Origin of the sequence: Streptomyces sp. ISL-99, from assembly GCF_018614005.1 — a bacterium.
Lineage (GTDB): Bacteria > Actinomycetota > Actinomycetes > Streptomycetales > Streptomycetaceae > Streptomyces > Streptomyces flavidovirens.
Genome location: NZ_JAGGPC010000053.1, coordinates 1 through 15,815 on the forward strand (window position 1 = coordinate 1; position 15,815 = coordinate 15,815).

General features: G+C 70.1%; 10 protein-coding genes and 2 pseudogenes. 10 read left to right on the top strand and 2 right to left on the bottom strand.

Annotated elements, in window-relative coordinates:
* Positions 1 to 147: 147 nt before the first annotated feature.
* On the bottom strand, positions 148 to 465 hold the full coding sequence (locus J7E91_RS29180) for a hypothetical protein (protein ID WP_214909668.1): 318 nt from the start codon (positions 463 to 465) through the stop codon (positions 148 to 150).
* A 234-nt stretch (positions 466 to 699) separates the two neighbouring features.
* Here J7E91_RS29180 and J7E91_RS29185 point away from each other — a divergent pair, with 234 nt between their 5' ends.
* The 6 genes and pseudogenes from J7E91_RS29185 to katG all read left to right on the top strand — a co-directional run bounded on the left by J7E91_RS29185 (position 700) and on the right by katG (position 8,060).
* The gene (locus J7E91_RS29185; protein ID WP_308377466.1) at positions 700 to 1,287 is read left to right on the top strand and encodes a TetR/AcrR family transcriptional regulator; all 588 of its coding nucleotides are present in this window, start codon (positions 700 to 702) and stop codon (positions 1,285 to 1,287) included.
* Positions 1,284 to 1,661, top strand: a complete 378-nt coding sequence (locus tag J7E91_RS29190) for a hypothetical protein (RefSeq protein WP_214909670.1) — start codon at positions 1,284 to 1,286, stop codon at positions 1,659 to 1,661. Before J7E91_RS29185 ends, J7E91_RS29190 begins: the two co-directional genes overlap by 4 nt.
* Before the next feature lie 159 nt (positions 1,662 to 1,820).
* On the top strand, positions 1,821 to 2,129 hold the full coding sequence (locus J7E91_RS29195) for a hypothetical protein (RefSeq protein WP_214909672.1): 309 nt from the start codon (positions 1,821 to 1,823) through the stop codon (positions 2,127 to 2,129).
* Between the two features lie 266 nt (positions 2,130 to 2,395).
* Positions 2,396 to 3,859: a DUF4139 domain-containing protein gene (locus tag J7E91_RS29200; RefSeq protein ID WP_214909674.1), complete on the top strand. Its 1,464-nt coding sequence runs from the start codon at positions 2,396 to 2,398 to the stop codon at positions 3,857 to 3,859.
* An 8-nt stretch (positions 3,860 to 3,867) separates the two neighbouring features.
* Positions 3,868 to 5,425: pseudogene (locus J7E91_RS29205) on the top strand (DUF4139 domain-containing protein); the annotation flags it as partial.
* A 445-nt stretch (positions 5,426 to 5,870) separates the two neighbouring features.
* Positions 5,871 to 8,060 carry a catalase/peroxidase HPI gene (katG, locus tag J7E91_RS29210; RefSeq protein WP_214909677.1) on the top strand — a complete coding sequence of 730 codons (2,190 nt, stop codon included), beginning with the start codon at positions 5,871 to 5,873 and terminating at the stop codon, positions 8,058 to 8,060.
* 309 nt (positions 8,061 to 8,369) lie between these two features.
* Here the strand turns inward: katG and J7E91_RS29215 are convergent, their stop codons facing one another.
* Positions 8,370 to 8,564: a hypothetical protein gene (locus J7E91_RS29215; protein WP_214909679.1), complete on the bottom strand. Its 195-nt coding sequence runs from the start codon at positions 8,562 to 8,564 to the stop codon at positions 8,370 to 8,372.
* 314 nt (positions 8,565 to 8,878) lie between these two features.
* On the opposite strand from J7E91_RS29215, the gene J7E91_RS29220 reads away from it, so the two are divergent.
* From J7E91_RS29220 to J7E91_RS29235, 4 genes and pseudogenes are all read left to right on the top strand, one after another.
* On the top strand, positions 8,879 to 13,288 hold the full coding sequence (locus J7E91_RS29220; RefSeq protein ID WP_214909681.1) for an NACHT domain-containing NTPase: 4,410 nt from the start codon (positions 8,879 to 8,881) through the stop codon (positions 13,286 to 13,288).
* 387 nt (positions 13,289 to 13,675) lie between these two features.
* Positions 13,676 to 14,191 carry a DinB family protein gene (locus J7E91_RS29225; protein ID WP_214909683.1) on the top strand — a complete coding sequence of 172 codons (516 nt, stop codon included), beginning with the start codon at positions 13,676 to 13,678 and terminating at the stop codon, positions 14,189 to 14,191.
* A 53-nt stretch (positions 14,192 to 14,244) separates the two neighbouring features.
* A pseudogene (locus tag J7E91_RS29230) lies at positions 14,245 to 14,888 on the top strand (transposase).
* A gap of 72 nt (positions 14,889 to 14,960) precedes the next feature.
* Positions 14,961 to 15,752 (top strand): hypothetical protein, encoded by a 792-nt coding sequence (locus J7E91_RS29235; RefSeq protein WP_251016429.1) that lies wholly within the window; start codon positions 14,961 to 14,963, stop codon positions 15,750 to 15,752.
* The last annotated feature ends 63 nt before the right edge of the window (positions 15,753 to 15,815 follow it).

Below are 15,815 nucleotides of genomic sequence, written 5' to 3' on the forward strand. Positions count from 1 at the left end.
ACGACATCACACAGGCCCTAGGGCCGCTTGCCGCGTCGGAACAGCAGCCAGCTTGCGAGGGCCATGACCAGCGTGGTGAGGAAGGCAACGAAGACGCCGGCTCCGAGAGACAGAGAGGCCACCACGAGCTGACCAAGGCCTTCGGCGTCAGAGATGGCCTCCGCCTTGACCGCCTGGAAGCGGATGATGAACTTGCACCAGCAGGCAGGCCAGCATGGCCGCGATCGCCTCGGCCATGAGGTAGCGCGGCTTCCGGGTCCGCGACCAGACGTACAGCAGCACCGGGACGAGCAACGACAGCACGATGACGGCCACGCCTTCGTCCACATCGGTGCCGCTCAGCTGGGCCAAGAAAGCCTTGATCCACGTCATGAAGACGCTCAGCAATGACAGGTCGGCCGTGGTCACGATGGTAATGACCAGGTGCTCGTCAGTGACCTTGCTCCAGAAGCCGGAGTCGGCCACGTTCGTCGGCGGGTAGGTGCGCCGGGGGTGGCGGCTCGTCCGCGGGAGTACTCATCGCCCTGACCCAGGCTGTCGATGCAGCCGGCGGCGTTGTCTTAAGGCTCAACCTACGGCTGCGGTGGCTACGCCGCACGCGCTGCCGGAACGGGTTAACTGGGGAGGGTTAGCGCTGCCGTATGTGCGCCCAGAGACGTGACTGGATATTCATACGGGTCGTCCCGTAAACTTATGTCTGTGACGCTTCCTCAAGCCCCTCGCGGGCGTCCCCGAGACAGTCGGGCTCATCAGGCGATCCTGTCCGCCACGGCCGAGTTGGTCATCGAAGTCGGCTACGCGGCCACCTCCATCGGCGGAGTAGCGGCTCGGGCCGGCGTTGGCAAGGACACCATCTATCGCCGCTGGTCGGGCAAGCCGGAGCTGGTGTACGAGGCGGTCTTCACCCAGACCGAGTCGGCTCCCGTGCCGAACACGGGCAGTTTGGCCGACGACCTGACGGCGCTCCTGGAAGCCCTGCTCCAGGAGTTCACCGCCCCAGCCGCTGCGGCAGCCTTGCCCGGCCTGCTGGCTGACTTCGCCGCCCAGCCCGACTTGCAGGCTGATATCCGGTCGCGCTTTTTGGCTCCTGCCAAGGCCGGTTTGGTCGAGCTGTTCGAGCGCGCTGTCCGGCGCGGAGAAACCGACGCCAGCGTCCCCGTCGACTTGGTCCTGGACACGCTGGCCGGAGCCGTCTTCTTCCATGTCGGGCTCCTCGGCGAACCAGCCGGGCCGCGGCTCGCTACCCAACTGGCCGCCATCGTCGGCCAGGGAATCGAGACTCGATGAACGGCTGGTTCCTGACCGCTGGCATAACCGCCGCGGGAGTCGCCGCCATCCACATCATTGCCGGCGGACGCGACGTCGTCCGGCCTCTGCTGGCTGGCGATGTACCCGCCGAGCCGCGCCGCGTCCTGCACGCCGTCTGGCACATGGTCTCAGTCGACCTGGCCCTGGCCGCGGCCGCGCTGATTTGGCTGTCGCTGGCCGACCGGCCCGGCGGCGACGCCATGGCCTGGCTGATCGCCGCCCACTTCGTGGCCTACTCGGCCGCGTTCCTGGTGGTGACACTGGCGGCCGGCTGGTCGAAGCCGTTGCTGCGCCTGCCGCAATGGATGTTGCTCCTGCCAGTGGCGGTATCGGCGGCCGCCGGCGCGGTCTGAACCGCCAAGGGCACAATCTCAGACGACGGGCTCTGGGGGCGTTGTACCCGGGCACGCCCTGGCTTCCCGGCGGATGATGGAGGCAGTCGTGCGCCCCAGGTATGGAGGCCCGGACATGACTCGAAAGCTCCACGCTGCGAGCTCCACGCTGCGGTTGCCGTGGCTGTCCTGCTGAGTGGGGCCGGTTTGACGGCCTGCGGCAATGATCAGCCGGAGACGCCCCGCCAGACGGCGACAGGCATCGAGGGCGTCAGTTCAGAAGCCCCAGCCGAGGAGTCGCCCACCACAGGGGCGGAGACGCCGACGGTGGAGGTCGGCGAGACCGTCGAGTTCTTCAGCCAGTTCGCCGGTGAAGCCGGCACGACGCTGAAGGTCAAGGTGAACAAGATCGAGTACCGCACGAAGACGGTGGAGCCTGGCGAGGGCTACACGGCCACAGCACACCAGACCGTGGCGTCTTCGCACTAGTACTCCAGTCAGAAATCGTTGCGTGAGCTGGTTCTTCTTCGGTAGTGGCAGTGGCGGGCGACGGCTTGGTGTCGTCTGCGCCAGAGGGACCAGTTCAGGGCATGGACAGCTGGTTCGAGGCGGGGTGTGGGGCGGGGCAGCAGAGCGTCCAGGAGTCGGCGAACTTCTGCCATGGTGAAGCGGATGGTGCTGGTGGGGTCGTTTCTGCGGCCCCCCTTTCGGTGGCCTGGGCGGCAACGGCGGCCAGGCCACCGAAAGGGGGGCCCGTGCCCCTCGACGGGACCGGTGAAGCGGAGGTTGAGCTGGAGCTGGAGTACGGGGTGCCGGGCGCCGTCTGGGTGCCCGCCTACCGTCTCGCCTGCCGTCAGGGCGACGGCAGTGGCCGTCTGGTGCTGCGCGCCTCGGTCGCCCAGCGCACCGGCGAGGACTGGACCGGCGTGCGCATCGCCCTGGCCACCGCCGACCTGTGGCGCCGAACCGACCTGCCGAAGCTCCGCTCGATCCGGATCGGACGCCATCAGCCCGCCCCCGCGCCTTCCGGCTGGCGCGAGCCTCCGGCGAGGCTCGCCGACCTGTTCGCCGGGTACGACGCGGCAGGCTCCCGCCCCGCCACGACCGCCGTACCCGCGGCTGTTGGAGCCGGCTCCGCGTCCGTGGCCGCCGCGGGCGGATTCGCGTCCGGTCCCGTTCCGCCACCGCCGCCGGCACCGCAGGCGTACGGCGGGCCGCCCGCAGCGCTCCCGGTGCCCGGCGGCGCAGCCGGCCCGCTCGCGACCCGCCGGCAGGCCGCGTTCCGACGGCAGGTCCTTCGCGGGGGCACCCGCCGCCATGGCACCTGCGGCGCCCGGCGCACCTGCGCCGCCACCGCCACCACCGCCGCTTCCAGCGGCCGGTCCGCCGCAGCCGAGCGGCGCCGAGCTCGACTACGCCGCCCTCGTCCTGTGCGGCCCCGACGAGCAGGGCAGTCGCAGAGGTCGGCTGTTTCCCGACTCCCCCTTCGACCCGGTGACGGCCGAGTACCGCCGCCGCGCCGAAGCGGTGGCCGCGCTGCCGCTGCCCGGACACGCCGTGCGGCCCGCGAGTCGGCGGGTTCCTTCGACCACCGCTTCGACGCCACCGCCCGCGCCGACATCCCGTCGGACGGCACCTGGCACACCATCGCCGTCGGCGAGATCCCGGTCGGTCTGCGCACCGAGTACCTCTGTGCGCCGTCCGTGGAGCAGACGGTGTACGCGACGTTGGTGCTCTCCAACGCCACCGACCAGGCTCTGCTGGCCGGCCCGGTGGAGGTGACTGTCGACGACGACTTCCTGCTGACCGCCGCGCTGCCCACGCTCGCCCCCGGCGGTGTCCGCCGGGTGGGGCTCGGGCCGGTCGAGGGCATCCGGATCGCCCGCCGTACGAACTTGCCCGAGTCGACCTCGGGCCTGCGCAACAACACCACCGTGCTCGACCACCGCGTCCACGTGGAGCTGACCAACCGGCTCGCGAGGCCCGTCACCGTCGAGGTCCGCGAGCGGGTGCCGATCACCTCCGAACCGGACGTCCGGATCGAGGAACGGGCCGACTGGACGGCGCTCGAGGACTGCGCGGGGTCCGAGCACCATGCCCCGGGCACCCGCGTCTGGCGGGTGGACCTGCCCGCCGGCGGCACCGCCGCCCTCGACGGTGGCTACGAGATCCGCATCCCGGCCGGCAAGGCCCTGGTCGGCGGCAACCGCAGGAGCTGACACACACCATGTCCACGGCCCCGAAGCCGATCGACCTCCCCATCACCCGTCACCTGCCTGGAGGACCGCGCCCACATCGAACGCGCCGTCGTACTCAACCTGGAGGCCGGGGTCCAGCAGCTGCGTCTCGGGCCGGTCAGTGCGCCGGCCGTTGACCGTACCCTCCATGCCGAGCTGACCGCCGATCACCCGGCGACCGTGCTCGACGTGCGGATCGTCCGCAGCTGGGCGCCACGCGGGCCGCAGCCACCCGCCGACGACGACTCCGCTCTGCGCCACCTCGTGCACACCCTCGAAGAGGAGCGGCTCGCCCTCGGGCAGCGACGCGACCGGCTGCACGCCCGCCTCGTCCTGCTCGGCCGCCTCGCCGCCGACCTGCTCCGGGAGATCGGCGAAGGCGTGGGATCCGGCGAGACCGACGGACCCCGCTGGGCCCGCGAACTGGAGCGGGTGGACGACGAGCGCGACCCGTACGGCGAGCAACTCCGCACCGTGGAGGCCCGGCTGGCCGGTCTCGCCGCCGAGCTCACGGAGGCCCAGCTGGCCATGGACCTCTCCGAGGGGGAGCCCGCCGAACTGGTCGGTCACATCGAGCTGACCGTGGAGTCCGCGGTCGCAGGACCGGTCGGGCTGCGCCTGAGCCACCTCCTCCCGTGTGCGCTGTGGCGGCCCGCCTACCGGGGCCGTGCTCGACGGGGATCCCTGACGCTGGAGACGGACGCGATGGCCTGGCAGCGCACCGGCGAGGACTGGTCGGACGTACGGCTGACGTTGTCGACGGCCCGGTCGGCTCTGGCCACCGATCCACCGCGGCTTGCCGAGGACCGGCTGACGCTCAAGGACGGCTCCCCCGCGGAGCGCCGGACCGTCGGCGTCGAGCTGCGCGAGGAGGAGGTCGGGGACCTCGGCCCGGCCCCGGTGCTCGGCCTGCCGGGGGTGGACGACGGCGGCGAGGCGCGGGGGCTGCACTCCCCCACGCCGGTCTCCGTGCCGGGAGACGGCCGCGCCCACCGGGTGCCGCTGTCGGCCTTCACCACGGCCGCGGGCAGCGAGTACGCCTGCTCACCCGAGCTGTCTCCGCTGGTCACCCAGGTGGTGCGGTTCGACAACCTGTCCGGCCATGCGCTGCTCGCCGGGCCCGTGGACCTGGTCCGCGGCTGCGGATTCAGCGGCCGCGGCACGCTGGACTTCGCCACCCCCGGCGTCCCTGTTGGGCTCGCCTTCGGCAGCTGCGACGACTTTCGGGTGGTCCGGCATGCCGAGGAGTCCCGCGACTACGCCGGAATGACCCAGCGGACCGAGGTCACCCGCACGGTCCAGCTGCACCTGTCCCGGTTCTCCGCCCCAGGGGAGCACGGCGAACGGGTGGTCGTCCTTTGGGAGCGGATCCCGGTCTCCGAGGTCTCGGCGGTGGAGGTACGCCTGCACAAGGAAGCCTGCTCCCCGGCGCCCGGCGTGGTCGACGCCGAAGGCATCGCCCGCTGGGACGTCGTCCTCCCGCCCGACAGCCGCCGCACGGTCACCCTGGTCTACGGGCTGTCGGCGAAAGCCAAAGTCGTTGGGCTCTGGCATCGCGCTTCAGCTCACGGACAGCGTCCGGGCCGCGAGGTGACGGCCCGGACCATGATCCTCCGAATCGGGATCACCCGTCCGCTTCCGCTTCTCACGCCAGCGGGATAATGATGGTCAGAAAAGAGCGGCCTTTTCTCGCATGCCTCAGAGGCCGGGAGCGTCGTCAGCCATTGAGCCAGGTCCCAAGCGACTTTGGCCTTTGAGTTCTTGTTACGCAGGGGTGCTCTGCGTGTTCTCGTAGCGGTGCGCTCGGGGGTGCGCCACCATACGGACGCCGACACAGGCCCAATCATCGGCGTCGTGCGTGCGGAAAGGTTCTCGCCGGCGGGTGCCATGGCGCGCTAGGAGCGCGGGTCGCAGTGCTCGACACCAGCAAGGCAAACAACGTCACGAGCAGCAGCCAGCACAAGGAAGCTCCGAGACAGAAAGAAGGACGGACGTGTCCGGCAGCGAAAGCGAAAACCCAGCAATCCCCTCCCCGACCCCCACGCAGACTCGCCCCAGGACGAACCGGGACTGGTGGCCGAATCAGCTGGACCTTCAGGTTCTCCACCAGCACTCCTCCCGCTCCAATCCGATGGGTGAGGACTTCGACTACGCGGCGGAATTCGCGACCCTCGACCTCGACGCGCTGAAGCAGGACGTCTTCGAGGTGATGACGGCGTCCCAGGACTGGTGGCCTGCCGACTACGGCCACTACGGGCCCCTTTTCATCCGGATGAGCTGGCATGCCGCGGGTACGTACCGCATCGCCGATGGCCGGGGCGGTGGCGGCAGCGGCGCTCAGCGCTTCGCGCCCCTCAACAGCTGGCCGGACAACGCGAGCCTCGACAAGGCACGCCGTTTGCTCTGGCCGGTCAAGCAGAAGTACGGCCGGAAGATCTCCTGGGCCGACCTTCTGGTCTTCGCCGGCAACTGCGCCATGGAATCGATGGGGTTCAAGACCTTCGGATTCGGCTTCGGGCGAGAGGACATCTGGGAACCCGAGGAGATCTTCTGGGGGCCCGAGGACACCTGGCTCGGAGATGAGCGCTACAGCGGCGACAGGGAACTCACCGGTCCTTTCGGTGCCGTGCAGATGGGACTGATCTACGTCAATCCGGAGGGGCCCAGCGGCAACCCGGATCCGATGGCCGCCGCCAGGGACGTTCGCGAGACGTTCGGGCGCATGGCGATGAATGACGAGGAGACGGTTGCGCTCATCGTCGGCGGCCACACGTTCGGCAAGTGCCATGGTGCGGTCGACCCCCAGTACATCGGTCCGGAACCAGAGGGCTGTCCCATCGAGCAGCAAGGCCTCGGCTGGAGGAACACGTACGGCAGCGGCAAGGGCGCCGACGCGCTCACCAGTGGGCTTGAGGGCGCGTGGACCTCCGAGCCGACGAAGTGGGACAACGGCTACCTGGACAACCTGTTCAGGTACGACTGGGAGCTGACGACGAGCCCCGCCGGTGCGAAGCAGTGGACTCCCACGGATCCCTCGGCCAAGGGCACTGTGCCCGATGCTCATGATCCGTCGAAGAGGCACGCTCCCATGATGCTGACGACGGACCTCGCGTTGAAGCTGGATCCGGTCTACCGGCCGATCACGAAGAGCTTCCACGAGAACCCGGACAAGCTCGCCGTAGCGTTCGCCAAGGCGTGGTACAAGCTGTTGCACCGCGACATGGGACCCCTGTCGCGATACCTCGGCCCGTGGGTTGCCGAGCCGCAGCTGTGGCAGGATCCCGTCCCCCAGGTCGATCACGAGCTGGTCGCGGACAAGGACATCGCTGCCCTCAAAAGCAGGATTCTCGCCTCGGGACTGTCCATCCCCCAGCTGGTCACCACCGCTTGGGCATCGGCGGCAAGCTTCCGCGGCACCGACAAGCGCGGCGGGGCCAACGGGGCCCGGATTCGACTCGCGCCGCAAAAGGACTGGGAGGTCAACGACCTGCCCGAGGTGACCGAGGTGGTGCAGACCCTCGATCAGATCCGGCAGGACTTCAACCTCTCACAGGCCGGCGGAACGAAGGTTTCGCTCGCTGACCTGATCGTCCTGGGCGGGTGCGCGGCCGTCGAGCAAGCGGCGAAGAACGCCGGGTACGACATCACCGTCCCGTTCGCACCGGGACGCACGGACGCCTCGCAGGGGCAGACGGACACGGAGACGTTCGCCGTGCTCGAACCCAGGGCCGATGGGTTCCGCAACTACCTCCGGGCGGGAGAGAAGTTGTCGCCGGAGACTCTCCTGCTGGACCGCGCCAACCTGTTGACACTGACCGCTCCCGAGATGACGGTTCTGATCGGCGGCATGCGGGCGCTGAACACCGGCTTCCAGGGATCCGCCCACGGCGTCTTCACCGACCGGCCGGAGACGTTGACCAACGACTTCTTCGTCAACCTGCTCGACATGAGCACAGAGTGGAAGGCGTCGACCTCGGCCGAGAACGTGTTCGAAGGCCGGGACCGTGCCACGGGCGAGGTCAAGTGGACCGCCACCGCCGTCGACCTCATCTTCGGTGCGCACTCCCAGCTCCGCGCCGTCTCGGAGGTCTACGCGTCCCAGGACGCAGGAGAGAAGTTCGTGCGTGACTTCGTGGCAGCGTGGGACAAGGTGATGAACCTCGATCGGTTCGACCTCGCCTGAGCCCGATGTCCCGGTCGGCCGCTCATCGGCCGGCCGGGACATCCTTTTGATCCGGTCAGGGAAGTGACGAGCGGTCCGTGAGGGCTCCCGCCCGCGCCCACTTGGACAACCACGCCGCAACCGCAGAGAGGCACGCTGATCACCGGTATCTGGCCGGTGATCGCCCAACCGGTCAACTGCCCGAGGCTCGTTCGCGGTGCACTCCTTCAGGAGCCGGAGGGCGAATGGTTCGACCCCGCCGCCTGCAGGCTCCGCGTCGTGGCGTCGACGCGGAGCCCTCCTCAGCACTGCGGGCCAGCCCCGTGGGTGTCAGTTCCTGCGCCGCAGGCGCGCGTACCAGGCCTGGACGCGTGCCCGGACCAGAGAGGCGACGACGAGCACGGTGAGCCGCACGCCCTTGTCCAGCAGGAGGTCCGTCACCAGCTTGGCGACGGGGTGAGACCACATCTCGGCGAGAACCGAAGCGTGGTCCAGCAGGCGGCGCAGAGCGGACGCCAGCGGCAAGCCGCAGACGGTGAGTTGAAGGAGAGCCCCCGCGCACGCGGAGAGAACGGATCGGAACGGACGGAACATGAGTACCTCACCAGGTGTCGATCGGCGAGGCGTGGCCACACCCCGGTGGAAGCCGGCGTGCCTCCGATCCTGCTGAGGGCGTCGCGACGGGCGAAGCGATCCGAGGTGAGCTGTTAGAGAGAAGGGAAACCCGCTGGTCAGGGCAGGGGTTACCGAATGGGATCGAGGTCCACCGCAAACGGGGTGGCGCCGCGCGGCGGGTGCGCTGCTCTACCCTGGCGTTCCGTCTCGCATGGGGGTTCTCGATGGCATCGGCGAGCACACGTCGCACACCACGCCCGGCCGGCCGGGACAGCGGACCCGGCACCGCACCCGGCGTCGAGGCGGCACGACTGCTGAAGGAGCTGATTGACCATCAGCTGCTGCTGTTGCGCAGCAAGCGGCAACTGGACGAGCAGCAGGCGTCGGACGCCCTGCGGGAACTGATCCGTCGGCAGCTCAGGAAGGACCGCGAGGCCCGCGAGCTAAAGGGCCAGCCCCGGCTGCTCGGCCGGATGACGGTCGTCCACCCCGTGACGTTCCAGCGGCTGTACACGGAACTCGAACGGCCGGACGCGGAACTGGGCAGCGACCGGCAGGCACTCGTCGAAGCCGTGGCCCACCTGTGCGCCGAACCGCCGTTCCGCGGCTTCATCTCGGGTTCCCTGGCCGGTGGGCTGAAGAAGGCCGGCCAGCTGCTGCTGGCGTCCCGCGCGGCGGGCGGCGGCGGCTGGGCGGGCAAGGAAGAGCTGGAGGCGGCCCGTGCGGCGGCACTGGGAGCGGCCGACCGGCTCGATGACGAAGCCGACGTCAGCCTGAGCCAGGTCTACATCCCCCGGGGCTGTGAGGAGCGCCTCGCCCAAAGACTGCTCACCGGCATGGCCCGAGCGCACCGGGCACCCCGCGTGGAACTCGTGCTGGGCGAACCCGGCACTGGTAAGACCAGCCTGCTGTGGAACCTCACCACGCGGCTCACCGGCCGCTATTCCCTCCCGGACCCCCAGGCCGGAGAGGACAGCGAAACCCGGGACGTCGGAGCCCCAGACGGCGAAGCCCGGGACGGCGAAGCCCGGGACGGCGAACCGCGCGTGCGCTGTCAGCCGCTGCTGCTCCGCGCCGACGACCTGCTGCTGCCCCGGGAGACGACGGACCTGCTGACCCTCTTCGACGGGCTGCTGCACCAGCCGAAGTACCGCGCCTCGGTGATCGTCCTCCTCGACAGCGCGGACGTGCTGCTGGCCGACGACCACGGGCGGGCCGTGTGCCGCGAACTGGTCGACTGCTGCGCGGAGTACGAGGTGCCGCTGGTGATCTCCTGCCGCACCCGTGACCAGGACCTCCTGTACGATGTCCTCGGCACGACCCCGTCCGCCGTACAGGAGCTGGGTGACTTCCGCTTCGGCGGAGAGGCCGAGCACGCCGTCGACGAGTACTGCGCGCACTACTACCGCGGTCAGGCAGCGGCACGCCGCCGCGAGGCGTACGAGGCGGTCATCGGCGCTGCCGTCCGCGGTCTGCCGATGCGGGAGGTAGTGACCCGGCCACTGACCCTGCGGATGCTGTTCGAGGTCTACGCCCCCCAGGTGCCCACCACGGAGATCGACGCCGCGGGCCTGTACGACGCCTACTGGACGAAACGCGTGGCCGGTGACCGGCGCCACGGCAGCGCCGGCACCATCGACGCCGACGATCTATCACCGGCAGCCGAGGGCGTGGCGAGGATCATGCTCCGTGACGGCGGCGTCGCCGTCACCTCGGCGCACGCCGTCCGGCTGCTCGGTACCGCGGCCCCGCGCCCACTGCCGGTCACCGCCCCCGCAGCCCTGACAGCCCTGCACCGCCGCAACGTCCTGACCGGCAGCGGCGGGCACGACGGTTCGAGCACCCGCTTCTTCCACCAGACGCTGTACGAGTACGCGGCCTGGCGCTGTCTGGTCTCCCTGGTCAACACCGGTCAGCAGCCGGAGATCTTCGAGCAGCTGGGCCGGCGACTGGAGACCACCCCGGACGACTTCCTGCGTTCCGTGATCGCGGAGCAGGCGATCGTGCAGGGCGTCCGGGACGAACGGGCGGCCCGCCCGGCGGCCGCCGACCTCATCAAGCGGCTCGTCACCAGCGACAACCACTACCTCCAGATCATCGCCCTGCGGGCTTACGCCCTGCTGCCCTCCGTACCGCACGCGGTCAAGGCGATGATGCACCGCTTCCTGCACGAGGCGCCGCTCGCCCTCGTCACCACCATGATGGAGCTGTTGCCCACCCGCCGCCACACCGACGCCCGGCGCGTCACCGAGGACCTCTTCACCATCCTCCAGCACCGTCCACAAGCCCGGCGCAAGGCACTTGACCTGCTGTGCCGGTTCGCGGGCATGGACGGGCAGGACGACGGGACAGGAGCGGCCACAGCGGTCAGGGACCTGCTGCGCGACCTGTGCACCCGTCCCCAGGAGTGCGTCGACCGCGTACCTGGCGCGGACGAGTCACGGGGCTGCCCGGCACACGCGTGCCTGTGGTCCTGGCTGCTGGGCCTGCCCCTGCAGGAGGCCACGAGCCATGGCAACCATGCCGTACGCCTCGTCACGGCAATGGCTTCGGCCGAGCCGGACTGGGCCGCCGCGCGCATGGCCGAGCTATTGGACCTCGCCGAGCGCCACCGTTCCGCGCGCTGGCTGTGGCAGTGCATCCCGCCCATCAGCGCCGATCGTCACCTCAGCGGCTGGGGTCCGCTCATCGAGCGCGCCGCCGTGCTGGCGGAGGGGCTCGGCAATCCGGACCGGATCCGCCGCCAGAACCGCCCCGCGGCGTTCGTCCGCAAGGCCGGGGCCGCCTTCGGCACCGCGCCGGCGGGCCCCGGCCGGGACGCCGGCGGCGAGGGCTTCGAGAGCGAGGAGCGCGAGCAGCAGGAGGCCCACGTCCTGCTCGCCGCGCACTGGGCAGCGACCCTCGCCGATTCGCCGCCCATCGCCGTGTTCGACCAACTCGTGGATGTCGGTGGTGTCTTCAGCGGCCCGCAGATGCGGATCCGGGCGCGCGTCGCCGCGCTCGGCGACCGCCTGCGCACCGCCGAGGACGGTGTGCCCGAGTTCCTGGACCATGCCGTGGCTCGCTGCGGAGACAGGGACCAGATCGATGACGTCGCGGAGACCCTGCTGCCTGCTCTGCTCCGCTCACCGGGCGACGAGCCCGGGACCCGCTCCGCTCGGGACTGGTGCGCGCGGCAGCTGAAGGAGATGAGCAAGCGGGCACCGGGCACGCGCCCGCACCGCGCGGCCCGTTTCGCCGCCAGCGGCCTTCACCCCCTGCCCGCCGCCGAGATCCGGGACATCGTCAAGGGCGCCTGGGGCGGCGGCGCGGGCTGGCAACAGGCCCGTCTCGACCGCGTGTTCCTCGTGCGCGACAGCGCCACCCGTCTCCTCGCCCCGATGGCGGCCACCGACACCACCGGCCGCGGGCGGGAGGCGAAGGCCCTGCGCCGATGGAGGGCCCTGGAGCATGAGCGGACCCGGCAGCTGTCCCTCGGGGCCAACGACTGGCCGTCCTACGGCGACGGCGGAACCTGGGACAAGCCGGAGCGCAACCCGGTCAACTCCATCCTGCACACCTCCCTGCGCGACCACGCCCAGACCCACCCCGACCTCGTGGCGCACGCCCTGGCCGAGGAGGTCGCTCTGGCCGACATTCCATGGCTGGCCGAGCTGGTCAGCCAGGCCGCGGACCATCCTCACGTCGACATCGCCCACACCCTGCTGATGCGTCACGGTCCCGAATTGGCCGACTGGTGCGAACGGCTGTGGACCGGGCAACAGGCCTTCCCCGACGACAAGATCAGGAAGGCGGCGCTCCGGCTGTGGGGGGACCTGGTCTGGATGCGCGCTGCCGAGCGGCCGTCCCTCACCGCACAGGCCGACCTGCTGACCGAGTACCTCAAGCCGACGCAGTGGCGGTCCGGCCTGGAGATCCTGGCACGGTGGAACGCCCACGGCGTCAGCGAACTCGCCGGCCCCGCGGGCGAGGACGGCTGGGACAAGCTGGACGCCGCGCTGGCGGCGATCGCCCAGCTCCCCGCCGGCCACCCGCAGGCCGGCCGCGCACCCACCGCCGCCGCACTGCGCTTCCACTGCCTTTGCCGCTTCGCACCCATCGGCGAGGCGGCCGAACGTGCGCACACGATCGAGATGGCCACAGAAGCCGTCCGCGCCGCCGACACGACGACCCTGATCTCCACCACCGGCTTCCTCGTGGAGCGCCTGTGCCTGGTCAACCCCTCCGCCGCGGTCACCCTGACCACCCTGGTCGCCGCCGGGACGGCGCAGCAGGGCAAGCACGAGGGCCATCACGTCAAGAGCATGGTGCATCGCTGGCCGCACCCCCTCAGACACCTCGTCCTCGCCACCAGCTACGCCGACCTCGAACGGCTCGTACGGGGTCTGTCCGGGGGCCCGGAGCGCATGCTCCTCAACGTCCTCGACCTGGTCGTGGCCCTGCGTCGCAACGACCCCGTGCGCGACGACGCGCTCAGGTGGCTCGCAGACAGCCCCTATCTCGCCCAGGCGACCATGCAGCTCCGCGACTCGGCCGTACGACACCGCCGGACACCGCTGACCGACCCCGCCTGGCCCGAGGCGCTGCCCGGCGCCAAGGCCCCAGAGCACGCGGATGACACCCTCGACCGGTGACCGGGATGCGGGCGGCGCATAAACAAAGGCCGGCAGCCAGACGCCCCCTGCGCGGAAGGCGGCGGTGACGACGAACAGCCCGGGGCGGACTGCACCGCCGCGGTCTTCCAGCCTCTGGGGCCACGGCTCATAGACGTGGCTCAGGACGACGCTGCGGCGGGCACCTGCACGCCTGAGTCCGGTGCTGGTCGGACAGAGCCGGGCAGCACGTACTCGGGCGAGCCGCGGTCGCCGCGCCGATCGAGATCGAATCCGAGTACTGCCGAAGCACCTTCTGGAACGCAGGTGGGTCGGCGCGTTCCCCACCTGATGTCGGCATCGCCATGAGGAGCAGGAATCATAGGGGCCTCGTGCCCGCGGGCCGGCGCTCGGCTAACGTGCCGCTCCATGAGTGCTGAACTGGAACGACCTCCCCTCGTCGCGGACGAACGTACCGCGCTCCTCGGCTGGCTGGATCTCCAGCGCCGGATCCTGCGGTGGAAGTGCGAGGGGCTGAGCGAGCAGGACGCGCATCGGGTCGTGCTGCCGACCTCGCCGCTGATGACGATGGCCGGGCTCATCTCGCACATGCGGTGGGTCGAGCACACCTGGCTCGAGGTGCTGTTCCTCGGCGGGGACAAGGCGAAGAACCCCTCGTTCGACGAGGAGGACGAGGACGCCGACTGGCGGGTCGAGGGGCGGACGCTGGCCGAACTGCTCGCGGAGTACGAGGCGCAGTGCGCGCAGAGCAACGAGATCGTCGCCGCCGCGAGCCTGGACGACATCGGGCGCAACACCGAGTTCCGGTCGGGCGGTGCCAATCTGCGCTGGATGCTGATCCATCTCGTCGAGGAGACCGGACGGCACGCGGGCCACGCGGACGTCGTCCGGGAGTTGCTCGACGGGACAAAGGGCTACTCCTAGAGCCTGTCTGATGGGTCGGTGACCGAGCCTCCCGCTCCATCGTTCTGTTCGCCGTGGGGAGGGGTGATCTGTCAGACCGTGAGTGGTCTCGTCTGGAGGGGCATCTGCCGAAGTCCGTTGACAGAGGAGGCCGCTGGAAAGACCACAGGATTGTCATCAACGGGATCTTCTTCAGGCTCCGGACTGGTGTCCCTTGGCGTGATCTGCCCGCGCGCTTCGGGAGCTGGAAACGATCTATGACCGGCATAGGCGCTGGTCAGCAGACGGCACGTGGGACACGGTCTTGCGTGCTGTGCAGGCTGACGCCGACGCCGAGGGCCGGATCGACTGGCCCCGGTCCTGGACCGCACCTGCGCGTCCCCGTCCCAGCGGCGGCCACCCGCGTACCCGGCCCGACCATCTTGGCGGTGACAGGGCGTACTCATCCCGCCGGAACCGGCACTACCTGCGCAGGCGCCAGATCAAGCACACCATTCCCGAGCCGAAAAGTCAGCAAGCCAACCGACGGCGCCGCGGAAGCACTGGCGGCCGGCCTCCCGGCTTCGACCGCGGACGGTACGCCCGCAGCAACGAGGTGGAGCGAACCATCCTGGCGCTCAAGGGCTTCCGAGCCGTGGCGACCAGGTACGAGAAGAGGGCGTACATCTTTCACGGCACGGTCACCGCTGCCGCGGTCCGGCTGTGGCTCCGCTCATGATCCGCGAGCGGGAACCGAGGTCGCAGCTGCCCGATACCCTGCGAGCGATCTACGACCAGCAGACCAGAAGGCATGATGACGCGCACCCCCAGACCATCGACCGAAGCGATACTCGCCGCTCTGCCCGAACTCGCTGCCTACGCGCGCGACGCGGTCGTGCTCCATCCCGAGCGGGGAGAGCCGGACTCTGGGCACAGCTCGATCGGCGGCCCGCTGCTGTGGCCGAGTGACGAGCCGTGGCCCGTGTGCTCGTTGCCCGATGAGGACAACCCTGCCGGCGTGCCCGCCACGGCCATGGTGCCGGTCGCCCAGATCTTCCGCCGCGACGCGCCAGGGCCGTGGTGGCCCGCTGGCATCGACCTCTTGCAGATCCTCTGGTGCACCAATGAACACTGGGATCCTCCAGCCCAGCAGGCCGACGCCAGCCCCGTGATCGAGGTGCGATGGCGCCGAGCCGCCGACGTGACACGCCAGTTGACACCTCTGCCGTCGCCCACGCGGTACGACGAGGACGGTTATCTACCCCAGCCGTGCTCGGTCACCGCCGAGCATGTGACCGACTTCCCCTTCCGTGAGGAGCTGCCCGCAGAACTGCGTCCGCGGCTGGAGGAACTGGTCCACGAGACCGGCGACGGTGGTGATGTCATCACCCGCCTCGCCGGCTGGAAGCTCGGCGGTTGGCCGACCTGGCACCTGACCCACCCCGCAGTGTTTCCCTGCGGCGACTGCGGCACGGCCATGACACTGCTGTTCACTGTGGCCAGCGACGACGAGACAGGGGTCGTCGTTGGCCGATGGGGAGACCTGCGTATCTTCACCTGCCCCACCGATCACCGTCACGCCTTCCAGGTAGACCTGCACTGACCTCGGGCTCATCACCCGCACAACGACCCATCAGACAGGCTCTAGGTGTACTGACCCGTGAGG

Bases quoted from the DNA above. Each gene is read 5' to 3' on its own strand.
- J7E91_RS29220 (WP_214909681.1), top strand. From the start codon at position 8,879: ATGGCATCGGCGAGCACACGTCGCACACCACGCCCGGCCGGCCGGGAC.
- J7E91_RS29225 (WP_214909683.1), top strand. From the start codon at position 13,676: ATGAGTGCTGAACTGGAACGACCTCCCCTCGTCGCGGACGAACGTACC.
- J7E91_RS29190 (WP_214909670.1), top strand. From the start codon at position 1,284: ATGAACGGCTGGTTCCTGACCGCTGGCATAACCGCCGCGGGAGTCGCC.
- J7E91_RS29235 (WP_251016429.1), top strand. From the start codon at position 14,961: ATGATGACGCGCACCCCCAGACCATCGACCGAAGCGATACTCGCCGCT.